The 18,612-nt window shown below is 63.0% G+C and carries 18 protein-coding genes; 4 read left to right on the forward strand and 14 right to left on the reverse strand.

The window, feature by feature from the left end; all coding sequences use genetic code 11:
• Positions 1-198: 198 nt before the first annotated feature.
• From B7Y64_RS17605 to B7Y64_RS17640, 8 genes are all read right to left on the reverse strand, one after another.
• On the reverse strand, positions 199-540 hold the full coding sequence (locus B7Y64_RS17605) for a YnfA family protein (RefSeq protein ID WP_114655576.1): 342 nt from the start codon (positions 538-540) through the stop codon (positions 199-201).
• A 109-nt stretch (positions 541-649) separates the two neighbouring features.
• Complete coding sequence (locus B7Y64_RS17610; RefSeq protein ID WP_366444471.1) at positions 650-916, reverse strand: (2Fe-2S)-binding protein; 267 nt, start codon at positions 914-916, stop codon at positions 650-652.
• A 47-nt stretch (positions 917-963) separates the two neighbouring features.
• Positions 964-1,440, reverse strand: a complete 477-nt coding sequence (gene bfr / locus B7Y64_RS17615) for a bacterioferritin (protein WP_114655574.1) — start codon at positions 1,438-1,440, stop codon at positions 964-966.
• A 99-nt stretch (positions 1,441-1,539) separates the two neighbouring features.
• Positions 1,540-2,628 (reverse strand): DUF1513 domain-containing protein, encoded by a 1,089-nt coding sequence (locus B7Y64_RS17620; RefSeq protein ID WP_114655573.1) that lies wholly within the window; start codon positions 2,626-2,628, stop codon positions 1,540-1,542.
• Positions 2,629-2,645: 17 nt separating this feature from the next.
• The gene (locus B7Y64_RS17625; RefSeq protein WP_114655572.1) at positions 2,646-3,668 is read right to left on the reverse strand and encodes an imelysin family protein; all 1,023 of its coding nucleotides are present in this window, start codon (positions 3,666-3,668) and stop codon (positions 2,646-2,648) included.
• On the reverse strand, positions 3,668-5,050 hold the full coding sequence (locus tag B7Y64_RS17630; protein WP_236637077.1) for a di-heme oxidoredictase family protein: 1,383 nt from the start codon (positions 5,048-5,050) through the stop codon (positions 3,668-3,670). Before B7Y64_RS17630 ends, B7Y64_RS17625 begins: the two co-directional genes overlap by 1 nt.
• A gap of 53 nt (positions 5,051-5,103) precedes the next feature.
• Positions 5,104-6,264 (reverse strand): imelysin family protein, encoded by a 1,161-nt coding sequence (locus B7Y64_RS17635; RefSeq protein ID WP_114655571.1) that lies wholly within the window; start codon positions 6,262-6,264, stop codon positions 5,104-5,106.
• An 89-nt stretch (positions 6,265-6,353) separates the two neighbouring features.
• Positions 6,354-6,620, reverse strand: coding sequence for a hypothetical protein (locus B7Y64_RS17640; protein WP_147277637.1), 267 nt, complete (start codon positions 6,618-6,620; stop codon positions 6,354-6,356).
• 188 nt (positions 6,621-6,808) lie between these two features.
• Between B7Y64_RS17640 and B7Y64_RS17645 the strand changes: the two genes are divergently transcribed.
• Together B7Y64_RS17645 and B7Y64_RS17650 are read left to right on the forward strand one after the other, a co-directional pair.
• Positions 6,809-8,908 (forward strand): TonB-dependent siderophore receptor, encoded by a 2,100-nt coding sequence (locus tag B7Y64_RS17645; protein ID WP_291325230.1) that lies wholly within the window; start codon positions 6,809-6,811, stop codon positions 8,906-8,908.
• A gap of 3 nt (positions 8,909-8,911) precedes the next feature.
• Entirely contained in the window at positions 8,912-9,985 is a 1,074-nt protein-coding gene (locus tag B7Y64_RS17650; protein ID WP_291325231.1) for a PepSY-associated TM helix domain-containing protein, read from the forward strand.
• A gap of 54 nt (positions 9,986-10,039) precedes the next feature.
• Here the strand turns inward: B7Y64_RS17650 and nrtS are convergent, their stop codons facing one another.
• The 6 genes from nrtS to B7Y64_RS17680 form a co-directional block, all read right to left on the reverse strand.
• Positions 10,040-10,297 (reverse strand): nitrate/nitrite transporter NrtS, encoded by a 258-nt coding sequence (gene nrtS, locus B7Y64_RS17655; protein ID WP_114655663.1) that lies wholly within the window; start codon positions 10,295-10,297, stop codon positions 10,040-10,042.
• Between the two features lie 459 nt (positions 10,298-10,756).
• Positions 10,757-11,191, reverse strand: a complete 435-nt coding sequence (locus B7Y64_RS17660; RefSeq protein WP_147277641.1) for a hypothetical protein — start codon at positions 11,189-11,191, stop codon at positions 10,757-10,759.
• Positions 11,192-11,416: 225 nt separating this feature from the next.
• Positions 11,417-12,001 carry a cyclin-dependent kinase inhibitor 3 family protein gene (locus B7Y64_RS17665; RefSeq protein ID WP_291325233.1) on the reverse strand — a complete coding sequence of 195 codons (585 nt, stop codon included), beginning with the start codon at positions 11,999-12,001 and terminating at the stop codon, positions 11,417-11,419.
• 17 nt (positions 12,002-12,018) lie between these two features.
• Positions 12,019-12,891, reverse strand: coding sequence for a hypothetical protein (locus tag B7Y64_RS17670; RefSeq protein ID WP_114655666.1), 873 nt, complete (start codon positions 12,889-12,891; stop codon positions 12,019-12,021).
• 207 nt (positions 12,892-13,098) lie between these two features.
• Positions 13,099-13,551 (reverse strand): hypothetical protein, encoded by a 453-nt coding sequence (locus B7Y64_RS17675; RefSeq protein ID WP_114655667.1) that lies wholly within the window; start codon positions 13,549-13,551, stop codon positions 13,099-13,101.
• Positions 13,552-13,932: 381 nt separating this feature from the next.
• On the reverse strand, positions 13,933-15,204 hold the full coding sequence (locus tag B7Y64_RS17680; protein ID WP_114655668.1) for a Shedu immune nuclease family protein: 1,272 nt from the start codon (positions 15,202-15,204) through the stop codon (positions 13,933-13,935).
• A gap of 481 nt (positions 15,205-15,685) precedes the next feature.
• Between B7Y64_RS17680 and B7Y64_RS17685 the strand changes: the two genes are divergently transcribed.
• Complete coding sequence (locus tag B7Y64_RS17685; RefSeq protein ID WP_291325235.1) at positions 15,686-17,287, forward strand: AAA family ATPase; 1,602 nt, start codon at positions 15,686-15,688, stop codon at positions 17,285-17,287.
• Positions 17,280-18,374: a UvrD-helicase domain-containing protein gene (locus tag B7Y64_RS17690; RefSeq protein ID WP_114655670.1), complete on the forward strand. Its 1,095-nt coding sequence runs from the start codon at positions 17,280-17,282 to the stop codon at positions 18,372-18,374. Before B7Y64_RS17685 ends, B7Y64_RS17690 begins: the two co-directional genes overlap by 8 nt.
• The last annotated feature ends 238 nt before the right edge of the window (positions 18,375-18,612 follow it).

Below are 18,612 nucleotides of genomic sequence, written 5' to 3' on the forward strand. Positions count from 1 at the left end.
CAACGGCACCGCCTCCTTGCGATCTACCAGGGCGATCACAGCCTCTGGCGCGTTCAGACTGGCCAACTGTCCATAACTGCGTGCTGTGCATAACGCTGCGTACCCGACATCTACGCACCTTCGCCGTATTTGGCCTTCATGAGGCCGGCGTGCAGATTCTCGAAGTCCCAGTACAGGGCGACAGAACCGCTTTCGCCGTCATCGTTGGTTCGCACAGTTCCCCCCAGTCGTGATGCAGTCGTCGTAATGCCCGCGGTTAGAGTTAATTGACCGAGGAGAGGAATCCCAAAGAGTCGGGCGCACCTGATCAACGATCCAGAGCCACGCAATGGCTACTCCGACATAGACACCACCGTAAGCGGCGTAAACACGCCCAGCCGCGGTCTCGTGTAGCGTTAGCAACCATGCGAAGAGCGCCAAGCTCAAGAACGCTGGAACCAAGAGCCAGATTGACTTGCCCTGTTTGAGCCAGAGGTATGGCAAGTAGCAACCGACAATCTCGGCCACTGCCGTCGCAAAGAAAAGAATGAAGATCCGCATCGGCTCATTCTGCCAATGACCCATTCGTCGCCAGTCTGCCTCGACGCGGTTGAACGCGGCGGGCCACGTCAACGCGGGATGACCGTGCGCTTATGGAGATTTGAGCTCTTCAGGCGCCCATCGCAGCCGTAGTCGGCTGCTCTCGCTGAAGGTGCGATACGGCGTGGGTGGGGACGCATTCTTCCCAAATCGATCGCGCACAACCTTGACACTGCCCGCACTGCATACCCACACCCAGCTCGAGCTGTATGTCGTCGAAGCCCATGCCCGAGCGGGCGCAGTGGGCGATGGTCTTGTCGCTGACGCGGCGGCACACACAAACAATCATGGGCGGAGGGCAAGGCGGTTGATGTTCAAGAATGATAATGACTCTCATTCGCTACCGCAAATCCGCCTGTCGGGCGGGTGCCACCCGCCATTGCCTCAGCTCACCGAGCCCATCTGGCTCTGCAGGTAGTTCTGCAGCCCCACCTTGTCGATCAGTTCGATCTGGGTTTCCAGGAAATCGATGTGTTCCTCGGTGTCGTCCAGGATCTCCTGCAGCAGATCACGCGACACATAGTCGCGCACGGTTTCGCAGTGCGCGATGCCGTCCTTGATCGTGGCCTGCGCGCCCTGCTCCAATGCCAGGTCACTGCGCAGAATCTCGGGCACGTCCTCGCCGATGTTGAGCTTGCCCAGGTCTTGCAGGTTGGGCAGGCCGTCCAGCGTGAAGATGCGGTCCATGAGCTTGTCGGCGTGTTTCATCTCGCCGATGGATTCGTCGTATTCCTTCTTCGCCAGCTTGTCCAGGCCCCAGTGCTTGAGCATGCGGTAGTGCACGAAGTACTGGTTGATCGCGGTCAGCTCGTTCTTGAGCTGGGCTTGCAGGTGGCCGATGGCCTTGGGGTCGCCTTTCATGTGGGCTCCTTTAATTTGGGTTGTAGTGGGACAGATTGTGCGGCGCGAAGACTCTCGCGGGAAGTTCTTACCGGTCGCCTTGTCGATCGCGCACAGATGTCAGGAGGCCCATGCCCAGTGGTTGTCCAGGCGAAAACCGGCCAGACCCATGCGCGAATGCCCAGCGCTGCGGGCATGGTCGGCACCGGCTGCCCACCATTGACCACGGGCCATCGCGAGTGCACAGGCATCATGTAATGCAAGCCTATCGACAAGCGCCGAGCCTGGTTTTGTGGCGACAACCTGGTGGGCGCGGGTCGCGCTGACCAAAAAGCCTCCGCCGGGTCGAGCGCAAATGTCACCGCCATATCCGTGCGAATGGCCAGAGGATGCCACTGCGCTGAATTGATGGCCATCCCAGGTGGCGAGGATGGGCGCTGCCATGCGGCTCCCGTTGTCGTCGTGTTCTGCCTGCAATGCCACGCCAACACGGCGGGTGACCGGATCGAATGCAAGGTGGCGGACACTCAAGCGGGAGTCGGGAAGTCGCCATTGGTCAAATACTCGACCCGAGCGAGGATCCATCGCAATCAGCGATGGGTCCATGCGGTCGAGTTGCCGATGGCTTCGACCGGTCTCGCTCTGTGTCGGAATGCCTCCGTTGGCAACCATCAACGCGCCCGCCGGAATGTCCCCCAATTGCGCGGACAACAAGAGCATGGCGTGGGGATCCATGCCATGGCTAGGCCATTCGCCGATCTTTTGAAGCGTGTCTGTTCTTCGCAGGCCGATCATGCCTTCACCGCTGGATCGATCGGTCTCCGTGGTCAGCACTTGGTTGGCATCATCCAGCCGCATCAAGTGCCCATTCAACTGGCGATCGTCATCGATCCAGTGCCATGTGGATGCACCGGTGGCGGGATGCCACTTCAGCAGCCAGTCCCCAGGTCGACGCGCGGCGACCAAGACCGTGCCATCCGGACCCACCGACAGACCGTGCGCCCGCGTGGGCAATTCAAGTCGGCGAACGACTTTGACGGATTCACTGCGATCCAGCGCCAAAACACCGACCTCTTGTCGACCTTCTCTGGTCCAGGATGCCACCATGCGCGCCTGATGCGAATTCACGGTCCCGTGGGCCCACGGCTGAGCGATCAGCCCACTGAGCAGGACCAAGGCATCGCGGCGCGTAGGCATATCCGTCACCATGGGGTTCCCTGCATCGATCAATCGCCATCCCCGATGCCGACCTCCAGCGCCGCTCCCACCTCGTTCTGCATCAGCGCGGTGAGTACCTTCAGATCTGCAGAGGCAGATTCCACGCGAGCTGTATCCGCTGACGCCAGCGACTGCATGGCTCCATCGGCTTTTTGAACGGCTTCACGCCAGCGCTCGGCCAGCCCCACTTGGCCTCGACCCCGCAGGTAGGTTTCGATGGACACCGCCGCATCACCTGGCACGGGGTTCGTTCCAGACTCGGCCACTGCCAGTGAACGCAGAGCAGCCCAGTGCGCGCGCCAGGCTGCCACCGTCTGGCCCGAGGCAGCCCGGGCGAAGCTGGGTTTTCCGCCGCGCGTCTGCGCCTCACGCAACGGCTTCTCCAGACCTGGCCAACGCAACCGCTCCAGCCCACCCAGCCACTGATTGATGAATTCCGCAAAAGCAGTGCCAGCGTCGGTAGCGTCGAGAGGCGCACTGGCGAGCGCATTGAAGGCATCGCGCAGCGCGTTGGCTTCGTCCTGAACCTCTTGTGCTGCCAGCACTGCATAGGTGCAACCCGGTGTGCCTGGCTCCACCGGCGCTGACCACAACAAGTGCTCCAGGGCGGGCAGCCCCTTTGCCGGAGTGCCGACGCGCTGCATGTCGTCCAGGTTACGAGGCTGGCGAGCCATCATTCGCTTCAACAAGTCGGGACGCAGTGGCTGAAAGTCGATACTGCGAAGCGAGCGCCTCTCCACGAGCGGACCTACAGAAACCGCGGCGAGCGATTCCCAGGCCAGGGCCGTCTTCACCCAAGCATCACGCGCCTGCCCGAGCGCGGCTGGTCCGGCGCAATGGCGTGCAAGCGCACTCGAAAGATCGGGCGCTGCCAGTGCAAACGCCTGGGCGCGTGGAACGGTGTGCGTGCGATGAAGGCCTGCCACCGCATGTTCGGCGGTGTAGAAGGGAACAGGCTGCTGGGCATGCGCAGCGGCTGAACACAAAAACACGCAGGCCGACAGCGCCTGCTGGAGAAGTGAGCGTTTCATCAAAGGCTTTCCACAAAGGCCACAAGCGCACGGCGGTCGGCTTCATTGAATCGAAGCACTTGTTGCTTGCTGTCCTCCGCTTCACCTCCATGCCACAGCACGGCTTCCAGCACACCGTCGGCACGGCCGTCGTGCAACAGCCGCATGTGACCGTTGACATCACGGATCAGTCCGATGCCCCACAGGGGTGGCGTCTTCCACTGGCGGCCGTTGGCCAGAAAATCGGGACGACCATCGGCCAGGGCATCGCCCATGTCGTGCAGCAGCAGGTCGGTGTACGGCCAGATGGTCTGACCGGACACGGCCTTGCTGGTCAGACGCGGGAAGGGTCCCTCGGCGGTGGTGTAAGACGGCCGATGACACACGGCGCATTGCGCTTGGGTAAAGAGCTGCTGGCCCCGCAGCACCTGGGGATCGCGCACGTTGCGGCGCGCCGGTGGCGCCAACGCCGCCTGGTAGAAAACCACGTCCTCAATCGTCTTGTCCTCGATTTCCACCCCGCCGGGTTCGGCGCCAGAGGGTGCGGCGCGGCAATCGACCTGGGCCAGTGTGCAGGTCTCGTGGGAAAAGCGGGTCGACGTGATGCCCAGATCGCCCTGGAACGCGCCAGCCGTCTGGTGCGCTAGCGTGGCCACGTTGGCTTTCCATCCAAAGCGCCCCACCATCTCGCGCTCGGCGAAGACGTCCCACACGCGGTTGGGTTTGCCCTTGATGGGCCCAGGCTGTCGCGCCTGGGTATCGGCATTTGCCAAGATGTCGCTTTCGGCAATCGCCTCGAGCAACCCCACACCGATCACTTGTGGGGCAATGCGCGGGCTGACCAGGGTGGATTTGCCCAAGGCGCCGTAGCCGAATCGGTCGGTTTGGTAGATCGGTTTTTGCAGGGTGTATGGCGTTCCGTCTGCAAACCTGCCGTGCACGGGTTCCCACCGCAGGCGCACGCGCGCTTCAGGCTTCACGCCCTGCACGGAGGCTGTGTTGAGTTGGTCGCCGTAGACCGGGTGCGGCTTCGGCCCCCCGTGCGCGTCCTGGCCGGGCACCGACAAGCGCAGCAGCAAGGCCAGCGGCTCCTCGTCTGAAATGCCTCGCTGCCAGGGCGGCGGCTCACCCCGGCCATCGTGCATATGGCAGGCCGCGCACGAGCGCGCCAGAAAGTGGGGACCGAGCCCGTCGCGCGCGGTCGTGCTCGCCGGTGTTTCGACCCAGTTGCGCTTGAAGAACGAATTGCCGATGACGAATCGCGTGCGTTCGTCATCAGGCAGGTTGGCCGCGGGGAAGGAAAACGCGTTGCGCCCGGTGGCCCATACGGTGGTGCTTCCACCGGTCATTTCACCAAGCAGATCGGCGCTGGCCGGCTCGGCTTGGGTGTCAACGCTCACGATGAGGGCCGCCGTGGCGGCCGTCACCACCACGGCGGCCGCCAGGGCCGCGCGCCTCACGGTTGCACCAGCGTCAGCTTGGTGATGCCGATCGCCGCCGCCGCCGCCACGATGTCGTTGGACTGAGCGGTCAGGCTCTGGATGGTCGCTTCGATCTTGGCGCGGCCGGCACTGCCCTGCACGATGGCACGGTCAAACGGCGCCGGGATGGATTCGGCCGCCAACACCGAACTGCGGATCTGTTGGCTGGTCTTTTGCGCCAATGCCGCGTCCTTGGCCGCGACCAGGTCGCGCAGGCTGGGGCCCTGCAGCGTGCTGCCGTCGGCGCGCACGTAGCGGCCCAGCCACACGTTCTCGATGCCCTTTGCGTTGGTCACCGCATCGCGGTGGGTGTTGTCCGAGAAACAGCTGTGCTCGTCCTCCTGGTCCTGGCTGGCCAGGGCCACCTCCAGGCGTTCGCCTGCAAGTTCACCGCGCGAGAGCGACCCCATGGCCACGTACATCTTGCGCAGCGACTCGTTGCCACCCTTCTCGAACTTCGCGCGGAAGTTGTTCTTGGCGCCCGGGGCCCATGCCTTGACCAGCATGTTCAGGTCGTCGATCAGCAGCTCGGTCACCACATTGAGGTACTGGCGGCGACGGTCGGCATTGGGCGCCTTGCCGTCGACGAAGTCCTCAAAACTGCGGTTGCCCGGCCCCGTCTCCGACAGGTCCTGGCCCCACAGCATGAATTCGATGGCGTGCCAGCCGGTGGCCACGTTCTCCTCGCCGCCCTTTTCGTTGAGCGATGCCAGCGCCTTCTTGGTGATGGCCTGCTTGCGGTTGTTGACGATGCCGGCGGTTTTTTTGCCATCCACGTAATCCACGTAGGACTCATCCATCGGCCACGCGTTGAGTTGCCCTTCAGGTCCGTTGTCGTCATCGATGGGGCCACCGTAGAAGCGGAACGCCTCGGTCTGGCCGTAGAACTCGCGCGCCTGCAGCCACGCCTTGCGGGCTGCGTCCAGGGTGGTCTGCGAGGGTGCCGCGGTGAACGCCTTGATGGCCTGTTGCAGGGCCTGCGCCCCCGTCAGCGTGTCCTGGTAATTCGCATGCACCAGGGTGGCGTAATGGGCAGCGACGCTTGCAGGCGTGGCCGCTGTCTGGGCATCGACAGGCGCGGCGAATGCCACGGCGAACAGTGCAGCGGCCAGGGTGGGTTTGAATTTCAGGGTCATTGGCCAGCTCCTCGTTGAATGATCGTTAGTCTAAATGAGAACGGTTATCGTTCGTATAAATAGCCGTAGTTTCTGACAATGGCTGGGGGTCATGCAGGTGCGAGCGCGTAGAGAAGTCGACGACTTCTCGGGACAGGGTGCTGCACGACAAGGCCGCGACGCACCAGTTCGTTCAAGGTTCGGTACGTGGTGGTGAACGCGATCGGATTTCGCCGGTTGCAAACCTCAAGGAACACCTCTTCCACCGTGGCCGCGCGCCCGAGGCGCGCCAGCGCGGCATGAACCATCGGTTCGTACACGCTTGGGCGTTTGGTCGGCAGATGCCGCCCCGAACGGGTCGGATTGAGACCTTTCATCAACTGCGCTGGCGGCCGGCACAGGTCAGGACAAGGGTGGCCTGAAGGCTGGCGAGGTGGGTCGGCATGCGGTCATTCTAGTGTGCGAATAGGAATGGTTCGTATTCCTTGTAAGATTGGAGCACTTTGGTGCGTCAGCGTTCCGAAGCTCACTTTCACCGCCATCCCCCCCCTAAAGAGAGACATCCATGCGACGAGCCCGCCCGACCGTTCCCCTTCGCCCGATTGCCCTGGCCAGCCTCATGAGCTGCCTGGTGGCCGCGCCTGCCTGGGCGCAAGGCAGCACCTCCACACTCCCGCAAGTGGAAGTGCGGGCCGGGGAGAACAAGGCCTTCACCAGCAACAGCATCCAGGTGGGCACCTTCCGTGACCAGGACCCCCTGGACGTGCCGCTGACCAACCAGGCCATCACCCGCGAAGTGATCGACGCCCAGGGCTCGACCACCCTCTACGGCGCGCTGCGCAACACGGCTGGCGTATCGCACGCGCAGATCGGCAACGCCACCTACGACAACATCGCCATCCGCGGTCTGCTGGTGGACAACCAGCGCAACTACCGGCTCAACGGATCGCTGCCCATCGTCAACCTGATCGACACACCGCTGGAGAACAAGGAGCGCGTGGAGGTGCTCAAGGGCGCGGCATCGCTGTACTACGGCCTCGTGCCACCGTCGGGCATCGTCAACCTGGTGACCAAGCGCCCGGCCGCGCAGCCGCTGACCACCGTCACCACGTCGATCAACGAGCACGGCGCGGTCGGTGCCCACCTGGACCTGAGCCGCCGCTACGGCGAGGGCAACGACAAAGGCATCCGCCTGAACGTGGCGGCCGGCACGCAGGAGGTGGGCGTTTCCTCGTTCGAAGGCAACCGCGGTCTGTTCTCGCTGGCACACGACTGGCGCATCAGCCGCGATGCCACCCTCAAGCTCGACGTGGAGCACTACCGCAAGAACGTGAGCGAGCCCGCCACCATCGTCTTCAATGCCGCCCAAGGCGTGCCCGACCCGGTGGACAACCGCCTCAACCACGCCGGTGAATGGCAGCGCTACGACGCCGAGGCCACCAACGTGCTGCTGCGCTCGGACATCAACCTGAACGACACCTGGGCGCTCACGCTGGAAGCCGGCCATGCCGAGACGACCCGCGATCGCAACTTCTCCACGCTGGCGATCAACGACCTGGCCACGGGCGCGTCCAGCCTGAGCGTGTTCTACCAACGCAACCAGCGCTTCGCCAACACCAACGCGCGGGCAGAAGTGGTGGGCGCCCTGCAGACCGGCGCGGTCGCTCACGAACTGACGTTCGGCCTGACCTCCAACGCCCGTCGCTTCCGTGGCGAAGGCGCACCCACGGTCAGCGGCATCGCACAGAACTACTACAACCCCCGCGTGATCGACCCCGTGGCGGCGGGCACCTGGACGCCCGCCGCGCGCAGCCGCGTGAGCGACCGCGGCCTGTATGTGTTCGACCGCATGCGCCTGGGAGACCAGTGGCAGGTGCTGGCAGGCGTGCGACGCGGCGACTACAGCAGCCAGACGGGCACCGGCCCCACCTTCAAGTACGACGAGACTTCGCCCAACGTGTCGGTGATCTACAAGCCCACCAGCGATGTCTCCATCTACGGCAGCTACATCGAGGCGCTGGACGAGGGTGGGACCGCCCGCTTCGGACGCGCGAACGTGGGCGAGGTGTTGCCACCGGCCGTGAACAAGCAGCGCGAACTGGGCATCAAGACCCGCCTGGCGGGCGGCATGCAGGCACAGGCCGCGCTGTTCGACATCAGCCGCCCGCTGGTGACGGTGGACGGCAGCAACCGCGACGTGCTGGGCGGCGAGAGCACCTACCGGGGTCTGGAGGTGTCGATCGGGGGTGAGATCAGCCGCCAGTGGTCGCTGCTGGCGTCGGCTGTCTTTCTCGATGCCGAGATCACCAGCGTGAGCGCCTTCAACGCCACCGAGCTGGGCAAGACGCCCGAGAACACCGCGCGCAGCACCTTCAGCCTCTTTGGCGAGTACCGCGTCGCCTCGGTGCCGGGCTGGTCGCTCAATGGCGGGGTGTACTTCGTGGGCAAGCGGGCCGTGAACAACCTCAACCAGGGCTACGTACCCGCTTACACCACCGTTTCACTGGGTACGCGCTACGCGACCAAATGGGGCAGCACGCCCGTCACGCTGCAGGCCAACCTGGACAACGCCACCGATCGCGACTACTGGGTGGGCACCGGCGGCAACTACCTGTCGGCCGGGCTGCCGCGCACGCTGCGCGTGGCTGCCACCTTCGCGTTCTGACCGATGGCTGCGGCACGTCTGCGGCGCCTGTGGCTCAAGCTCCACCGATGGGTGGGCTTGAGCCTGGGCATGCTGCTGCTCATCTCGGCCACGACCGGCACCCTGCTGATCGTGGGGGAGCCGATCGACGAGGCCCTGCGCCCCGATCTGCACCGCGCCCAGCAAGCCGGCGACGGCAGGCTCGACCCGGTACTGGCCCGACTGCGCGCCGAATTCGGTGACGACGCGGGCTTCACCTTCCGCCCGCCGCGCGAGCCTGACGAGACGCTGCACGTCTTCGTCTCAGGCCCGTGGACCGGAACGCTCTTCATCGATCCCTCCACCGGCACCGAGAGGGGCCGCCTAGGCCAGACCGAAGGCTTCTTCAACACCGTTTTCGCGTTGCACAGCACGCTGCTGGCCCACGAGGCCGGCCGCGCCGCCCTGGCGCTGAGTGCGCTGGCGTACCTTCTGTTGCTGGCCACCGGGCTGGTGCTGTGGTGGCCCAAGTGGTGGCGCCACGCACTGACGGTGAAGACCGGTTCCGGGCTGACGCGGTCACTCTTCGACCTGCACCGGGTGGCCGGTGCGCTCACGGGCATCGTCGTGCTGGTGAGCATCGTGACCGGGGCCTACATGGCGTGGCGACCGATCTCGGCAGGGGTGTCGGCGGTGGCGGGCAGCACGCCCGTGAAGCCCCCGGTGATCACCGAACCCGTGGACCAGGCGCTGGCCACGGTCGATGCCGCCATGGCCGTGGCACGCCAGCGGGTGCCCGACGGCATGGTGGGTTATGTGCAGGTGCCTGCCCGAGGCACCCAACCCCTGCGCATCCGCTACCGGGTTCCAGACGACCCGCACCCAAACGGCCTGACGTCGGTGTGGATGCATCCCGGCACCTTGCAGGTGCTGGCGGTCAACCGCTGGAACGAGCTCGACACGGGAACCCGGGCCTATTCATGGATCTACCCGCTGCACATCGGTGAGCTGGGTGGCCGGGCCACGTGGCTGCTGACCCTGCTGTCGGGCCTCGCGCTCGCGTGGATGGGCGTCAGTGGAACTTGGTTGTGGTGGCGCCGGCGTTGTGCAAGAGGATGAACGCGATCGCCACCTACAAGAATCTGAGAGCGCCCGCCCCAAACAGCGCGGGACTCAAACCGTTGTCTTGTCGTGGCCAGGGGTCACTTCGGCCCTTGGCCCCACACCAACTTCGTTTTTTGCCGCGCTGTAGCTGGCTACGAGGTACGGCATCAAATAGTTCAGCATCACGTGGATCCAAGAAGGTGCTTGTCCGTCCATCAATGGCCCCCCCTGATTGATCAGGTTGACCAACGTGCCCACCACTGCCGACACGCGAAGCGCATTCACCACAATGTGTTTTTCTGATGCGGCTTTGACGATGCGTTTCATGTGGGAATCGTGTGGATGGTGAGGAAAGAAAGTCGTGCTGCAGGAGCGAAGCTCACCTCGATTTTCCAACATCAAACGTCCCACAGATCGTCTACCAAACCACGGCGGCGTTGTCGCGTGTGCTTTCTCGTACCCGGGCAGATGCCTGAGTTTGACGTCTCACCCGAACTCCTGACTCTTCAAAAATAGGGCGACGGTTGCTTTCCGGCAGGCCCGAGAGGACGCATGGAGAAGCAATGAACAGGTCAAGCTTTTCTGAGGACCAGATCGCGCACTCACTGCCATTGGCTGAATTAAGCGCACCGGTAGCGCTTCACCCAAGGTCTTCAGCCTGGTGAGCAAAAGCATCGACCCGATAACAGTACCGTCATCCGCGCGATGCGAATATTGATCTGTCTATTTAGACCGCACTCCGATCGGCGATCTCCTGCCCTGTCGGTTTCAGTTGTCCCGAGCGGTTTACCTGGACCCTGTCACACGGATCAGCGCTCCCGAGCGCGCGTCGAAGATCCCCACGTCGATCACGATACCCGGGCGCCGATCGTCGTACACCGATACCTCGATTTCCTGGCGACTGGGGCCCGGCGAGAACACCCATCCACCGGGCTCGATGCGCCCGGGCGACTGACCGCATTTGTACGGAGGAGGTTGCTGGCCCGGGGGACGGTTGGGGTACCAGACACGGCATTCACCGGGAGGCGGTAGATGTCCATTGGGAATCCGCGTCTGACCTTGCCGATGGAAGTACGAATTGCCAGCTCGGTCGCCTCGCTGTGAGCGCTCCTCGTACCGCTGCTTGCCCTTGCCTGACTCGTCTTTGCCCTCGTCGGCGTGCGCTTGCGCGCCCAGCAGCATCAGGCATGCCAATGTCGTCAACGCGGTTCGTTTTTTCACATGGGTCTCCTTGAAACAGTGCGGTCACTTATATCGCGCCAGATGGATCGAAGATGTGGCGGGCATGTAAAGCCGCGCGCGGTCTTTGCGCTTCCATCTGACTCCATCGAAGACCGTCACCCTGGGCATTGATTGTGTGGAAGCTCAACACCCTAGATGCTTTCACAAACTGTCCAGAGCACGAAGCGCTGAGGCTGATGTACTGGCCTCGAAACCCTTGCGCTATCAAATCCGCGGTGAGCGATACCCCGCGATGTAGACCTCCTGCCCCCTGGTCTCGACCGCGCCGGGTCGCGCCCTGCGCACCAGCGCCATGGCCTCCTGCCATCCCAGCCCCTGGTCCATCAAGAGCAAGCAAGCCACCGTGCCTGCCCTGCCCAGTCCGCCTCGGCAGTGCACGAGGATGCCCTCCCCCTGCCGCAGCGCACCGGCGAATTCGGAGCGCTTTTGCTCCCAGACAAGGTCAAAGCTGGCCTCTGGCGCTTGGCCATCCGAGATCGGCAAGTGACTCCACGCCATCCCGCGGGCCGTGATCGAAGTGCCCAGTTCAGGCACCCCCAGCATGTCGAACTCGAACTTCTCCAGCAACGTGATCACCCGCTTTGCTCCCCACGCGGCAATCTTGTCCAGATCAGCCTGCAGGTCCCGGTCCCAATCGGGGCCGGTGAAACTCTTGCCCTTCTTACCCGGGCAGAAGGTGAGACCGATGCGCCCCGAAGTCTTCGAGCTGTGCCGTGCATCTTGAGCCGCCGCCGCCATGGGCACCACCACCTCGTTGATGTACAGCGGATGTGTTTCGCTGGTTCGCACCTGTGTCGCTCCCTTGATCATCGTTCGCCCTGCCCGTCCACCTTGCGCTTGATACGCCGATCCTCGCCCACCGTCCTCGCACAGACCTGGAGCGTCTGGTCGCAAACGAGATGCCGGCCGTTGCTGAGCGCAAGCAGCGTAAGCGGCACGCCCTTGTCGACCATCAGCGCCTTGGCCAACGGGTAGACCCCCTGGTCGGTCTCCAGCACCCAGGGGTAGGCGCCCGAGTCCGAGGTGTGGGCACTCACCAGATGCCCGATCGGTTCGCGCCGCGTGATCTCGTACGGCAGGAAGATCTTGAAGGCGTCGTAGGCAAGGAAGAGAACCACGGCGACAATGACCGCGAAGCCCCAACGGCTGGCGGTGGACTTCCGGCTATTCCGATTCGGTGTCGATCGTTCGTCTGCCTCATACCCTCCGCTCTGCGCACCTTGTTCGCGTTCGTCGGCGTCTGAGGGGAGCGTCTGGCCCCTCCAGGCAAGCATCCAGGCCTCGAAGGCTTCGATCACTTCCCGATCGCTCATCCGCACCGCGTCGGCCAGTCCGCCAGTTGGTCCGTCAGGCGGGCCAATCGCGATGTAGTCACCAACCGTCGCACTAATCAGTGTGGCAGGCACGGGTGCAAACCAACCGGGATCGACCCAGCAGATGTCCCCCCATTGGGGGAAGTGTTTGTCGATCAGGCCTTCCGGACGTTCATTCGGATCCAAAGCCTGCAGGGCGGCGATCACGGGCGTGACTGTCTGGTGCTCGTTGCCCACCCAGACGTTCAGGCGCTGGGGGAGCTCGATCCGGATCGCTCCGTTGTCCAGGCTGTGGACGATGGCCTGGTACTGGGCTTGGAGGCTGTCGGCGGCGACAGGGGGATGGGTAAGCGTGGGTTCGGTCATGGGGTTTTCCTGCTGATGGCCTTGCGGCCTTCTTCTGGTTTGCGTCTTCGCTCTTCCAAAATCTCACGAAATCGCACCACGTCAAGGCCACTCAACGAGGGGTTTTGCCGGCGTTGTCGCCGGGGAATCCCTCCGAGGGCTGCTTGAGCGCGGCCGCGACGCCGCTACCCAGCAGCTCCGCGTGGAATCCGGTTGATCAGCGACCGATCAGGGCCGCAGGTACTTCACCGACAGGGAGCGCTCCTGGGCGGTGACGGGCCACAGGTTGTGCAGCGGCATCACCGCCAGGGCCACGACAGCGCTCAGGCGCGCCACCTGGTCCTCACTCGCATGAAACGGCGCCCGGTTCAGGTTGAGGACGGCGCTCAGGGTGTCGGCCACGGGCATGTTGCGCCGGGCAAGCTGGCGCAGCGCATCGCGTAGGAGTTCGGCGCGCAGCACGTTCGCATCATTGGGGCGTTGCGGGCTGAGACCAGCCACCGCCGACTCATCGGCCCCCTCTTCCATCCCGACCGAAGGCAGCAGCAAGGTGAAGCGCGAGATGGGGGCCATGAAGGCGGCCACGAATGCCAGGTCCTGCTCACCCGGCAGCAGCAAGGGACTGAGGTATGCACGGGCGGCCCCATCGATTGCCGCCTTCCAGGGCGTGAGCAGCTCCATCTGGCTTGCATGCAGGCGAGGCTGCAGGTATTCAAGGCACTCGCACGCCTAGCTCCCGGGTGAGGTCTAACCCTTCCATCGAGAGGACGCTTTCCGGCCTACGGCCTCCAAGCGCCCCCCAATGTCAAACGTCTAATCTTTTTTCTGCGGCAGAGAGGTGTCCGCTTCTGGCCGAAACGGGCAGTTCAGGCCCATACGTCGGATGTCTCAGATCACTGCAGAACAGACCTACGGCGTGACGGCTTGAGGCTGGTTGCGGTCGGTTGTGCCAGGCTCTGCCAGCAACTGCTGACCTCAACACCGGTCATCCGGGTAGGCGAGGACCAGCGTTGAATGTTCGTGTAGCACCTATTGGCGCGTGCGCGTCGTGTCGAAGCTGCACTATTCGGCCGTCGGAGACGCTGGTGCCACGCTGAGAGCCGGTCCGCTGCGTAACTGATCGAGCACCGCTTGAACCCGCGCCAATAGGTCGTCGTAGGTGACGATGTCGACGACACCTTTGGAATCGCGACGCAGCACTTCGAATTCGCGCCGTTGCACATCCGACAGCGTGTTGCTGCGCCCCATGATCACAATGCCGGAGGGGTTGACGATCCGAATCCTAAAGCCCACAGGCAGGTCGGCTCGCAACAGCTGGGTCAAGTAGTCCTCGCCATCCGGCCCCCAACGGCTAAGATGCCTCAGGTAATGAGTGACCTGCCCCATGGCACCGACTAGGTCGCGCATCGGTAGATGGTGATCGCGATAGCGCACCGGCAACATGATGGGCTTGCCCATCGGCTTCTTGATCTCGATGACGTCGACGTTGCCTGATGCATCGACCAAGAGGATGTCGATGCGCCGCCAAGTGGAGGCGTCGGCGTCCCAGAGCCTGACCTCGGTGAAAGCCTTGATGTACCTGGGGTTTAGTAGCAGGATGATCTCTACTATCTCCAATTGCCACTGCGCCTCGGAGGTTCCTGTCTCGTTGGCCAACATGGCCTGCAGCCGTTCCAGAGCGAAGGCGTATTTGGCGACGTCGAATTGGCGAAAGGGGGCCTCAAAGTTTGGCGCGATCGCCACGGTGCGCCTGTCGACATAGGTATTTAGCAGCGCTTCCGCGTCGATTGCCGGCTCGGTGTACTGGCGAACCACAGTTGCGACACGCGCCTGGACATAGCGGCGAAGTTCGTACGGCGTCGGGAACTGGTTCAGCAACCGCTCGTACTCGGGGATCGGAATGGCGTCCGGATCCGGGCCACCGATGACGATGCGCTCAAGGCCGAGGCTTTGAACGATGTTGAGGATGGACACCTTGCGTTCGGCGCTGAACCATTTCCAGTTGGGCCGCGCGTCCTGATGCAACAGGACCGGTGTCTCAAAACCAAGGACCTGGGGCTTGAATCGGAAGTACACGCCGTCTGCTGTCGCGATGGCAAACACCAATCGATCGTCGTCAATCCACAGGACGCCATCGTCATCGCCGGCAGCATTGGCTTTTTCTTCCGCAGCGTCTTCCACAAGGTCCTTCGACGTCAGGTGGAACGTGCCCTTCACAAGCAGCTCTTCGTCCCGTTCGAACCTTTCTCGAACCCAACTTGTGTCGTCGCGCGGGCGGTAGATGAGATAGAGCTCTTTGTCGGAGACTTCGAATTCAACGGCAGGTTTGGTCATGTTCAATTCTGGAAGAGGCGATTTTCATCGTGGCCAACGACGTCGATGTCGTCGCAGTCAGCAGGGAGTGCTGCCTGTCAACGGTGGATGCGTTCAACGGTGTCCGGTTGGTCCTTGCGACGCCTCAGCACTAATCTTAAAAACAAAGCTTGGTTGCATGCACTTCACTCACTGAGGCAGCAGGAAGTCTGCAACTTAGCCGACTGATCAAGTCTTCTCAGGCGCGTTGGCGGTGGCTGCGACTTCCTAGCCGCCTGCCATGAGGTCCTCGAAAGGCGGGGCCTCCCCCCCAATAGTTGGTCTTCTAGCATGCTGGCGTAATTTGAGGCAAGCGTCTCGCCTTTGGCTCCCTCGGTGCGTGCGGAAGGTTGCGGTGACGCTCTCCTTGCTCTTGCCGTCGTGTTCCCAGCTAGCCTAACGCTGACGAACGGCGTGCAGCACAATCCCAAGACGCAACAAATTCGAGTGCAAGGGAGGTTCCGTGATTAAGAAGATTCGAATCCGCGGGTATCGCATCCATCGCGATTTGACGATCTACCCAAATCCAAAGCTGAACCTCATCGTCGGGGGCAACGAGTCTGGCAAGTCCACGCTCATAGAGGCCATCGTGCTGGCCCTCACCGGGCGAATAAACGGGCGAAGCGCCGCCGAGGAACTCAATCCGTACTGGTTCAACGCGGCCGATGTTGCCGACTTCATCGTCAAGCGAGCGGCCAGCGAACTGACGCGGCTGCCAGAAATTGACATCGAGATCTTCCTGGACAACGTCCCGGAACTTCAGGAGCTCTGCGGGGCCCACAATTCCAACCTGCCCACCGAGGCATGTCCGGGCGTGCGTATCCGCTGCTTGCCCAATCCCGACTATCTGGCGGAACTCCAGGCTTGGGCGACTGCGCCAACGCCGCTCCTTCCTGTCGAATACTACTGCGTCGAATGGTCGACCTTCGCGGACGTGAGACTGACCATGAGGCCGCGGGCGCTAACGACCGCAGTGATCGACGCGCGCACGGTGCGCAGCTCTGGCGGCGTTGACTATCACCTGCGGCAGATTCTGGGCAGCCAGCTCGAACCGCAGGAGCGGGCCAGCATCTCCCTTCAGTACCGTCAGGCCAAGGCGGCGCTGTCGGAATCGGCCTTCAAGACGGTGAACCAGCGCATCGGGCAGCTTCACGCGGCACTGCATGCCCAGCCCATCGCGCTTGCGATGGACCAGACGGCGCGGACCTCCTGGGAGGAGTCAGTGGCTCCCCATGTGGCGGGCGTCCCGTTCACGATGTCCGGGCAAGGACAACAGTCAGCGATCAAGATCGCGCTGGCCATGAACCGGCATGCGGGTCATGCCAAGTACGTCACCATCGAAGAGCCTGAAAACCATCTGAGCCACACGAGCCTAGCGACGCTGCTGGACAGGATGGGCGCCTTGGCCAGCGATGACCAGCAGCTCTTCATCACGACTCACAGTTCAAGCGTCCTCAACCGGCTCGGCATTGAAGCCCTGCAGTTCCTCGGCCCAGCCGCCCCCGTCAAGCTCGACGAGTTGAGTACCGGGACCGTGGGTTATTTCAAGAAGCTGCCGGGATTCGACACGCTGCGGCTCGTACTGGCCGACAAGATTGTTCTGGTCGAAGGTCCGTCGGACGAGATCATTTTCGAGCGGGTGTTCGTGGACCTCTTCGGCAAGCGTCCAATGGCATGCGGCATCGACGTCGTGAGCATGAGGGGGTTGTCGCTGGCTCGCGGCCTGGAACTATGCCATCGCCTGGGCAAGAAGGTTGCGGCGACGCGTGACAACGACGGCATCGACCCGACCGAGCTCCGAAGGCCGTTAGCCCCGTGGCTGGCCGCCGGCCAGCGGGAGGTGTTCATCGGTGAAGTCGCCCATGGTCACACGTTGGAGCCACAGATGATCCATCACTGCGGCGAGGCGCAGTTGCGCACTATCCTCGGGATTGCAGACACGGCGAACCTCGAAACCTGGATGACCCGTCAGAAAACGGAAGCCGCGCTGCGCATCGCGAGCTCCTCAGAGGCCGTCACGGCGCCTGCCTACATGCTGCAGGCTGCAAAGTTCATCCATGGCTAAGCGGGTCACGCTGGCGGTAGCTGGGTCACGCAAGACCCAGGGTATCGTCGAGCACTGCGCAGGCCTACCGACTGCGCGGCGAGTCCTTGCGTTGACCTACACACAGAAGAATCAACAGGAACTACAGGACCGCCTAGCCCGGCACGCTGGCGACCACCTGAACATCGAGGTGCTCGGCTGGTTCACGTTTCTCCTGCGGCATTTCGCTAAGCCCTTTCTCCCCTTCATGTTCCCCGGCGAGAAGGTGCGGGGCTTCAACTTCGAAGGCATGCCGTACCGCATGTCCAAGGGCAAGGCGCGCTTCCTCGACAAGGGAGGTGCCGTCTACCGGTCAGAGCTCGGCCGCCTTGCTTTCGAGCTGATCACTGCCAGCAAAGGCGCGCTCATCCGCAGGTTGGAGGGTATCTACGACGAGATCCTGATCGACGAGGTGCAGGACTTGAGTGCCTACGACTGGGAAATCCTTGATGCGCTGCTGAGTTCCAACATCGCAATATGGATGGTTGGCGATATCCGCCAGGCCGTTCTCGCGACAAATGGGCGCAGTTCCAAGAACAAGAAGTACGCCTACGCGGATGCAATCAACTGGTTCAGAACCCGCGAGAAAAAGGGCCTCGTCGCGATCAGCGAAAGCACCGTCACCTGGCGATGCCACCCTCAGATCGCGGCGTTCTCGGACCTGATCTTCGACGCGTCGTGGGGCTTCCCGGGCACCGTCTCGAAGAACGAGACGGTAACAGGCCATGACGGCGTGTTCTTGATCCGTGGCGAGCACGTCGCGGCCTACGTGTCCGCCTACAGCCCGCAGAGCCTGCGCCACTCCGCCGCTTCCGCGAAACAACTGGACCTTGCCTTCATGAACTTTAAGGTGGCCAAGGGGGCTACTTTTGCGCGTGTACTGATCGCGCCAACATCCCCGATCACCGATTTCATCCGAAGCGGTGCCAGCATGGAGCCACTAGCAGCATCCAGCTTCTACGTCTCGGTGACGCGGGCCGAGCAAAGCGTTGCCATCGTGCTAGACGATCCGGGCGATTCGAAACTTCCGTACTGGACGCCGCCTGTGAGTACTGGACACCGCCGGTGATGGCCGGCCACGGCCGCAAGCCTGACACCCGCGCGTACTGGCGGTCGCTGTGATCAAAGACAGCTTTTTGGCAACCAGCGGGAATTCGTCCGCTGGCGGCCACCGGCAGCAACCGCTGCTTATGGAGAGCTCTCCATAAGCAGCGTTATGCACAGCACGCAGTTATGGACAGTTGGCCAGTCTGAACGCGCCAGAGGCTGTGATCGCCCTGGTAGATCGCAAGGAGGCGGTGCCGTTG

Source organism: Acidovorax sp. 35-64-16, from assembly GCF_002281195.1.
Lineage (GTDB): Bacteria > Pseudomonadota > Gammaproteobacteria > Burkholderiales > Burkholderiaceae_C > Acidovorax > Acidovorax defluvii.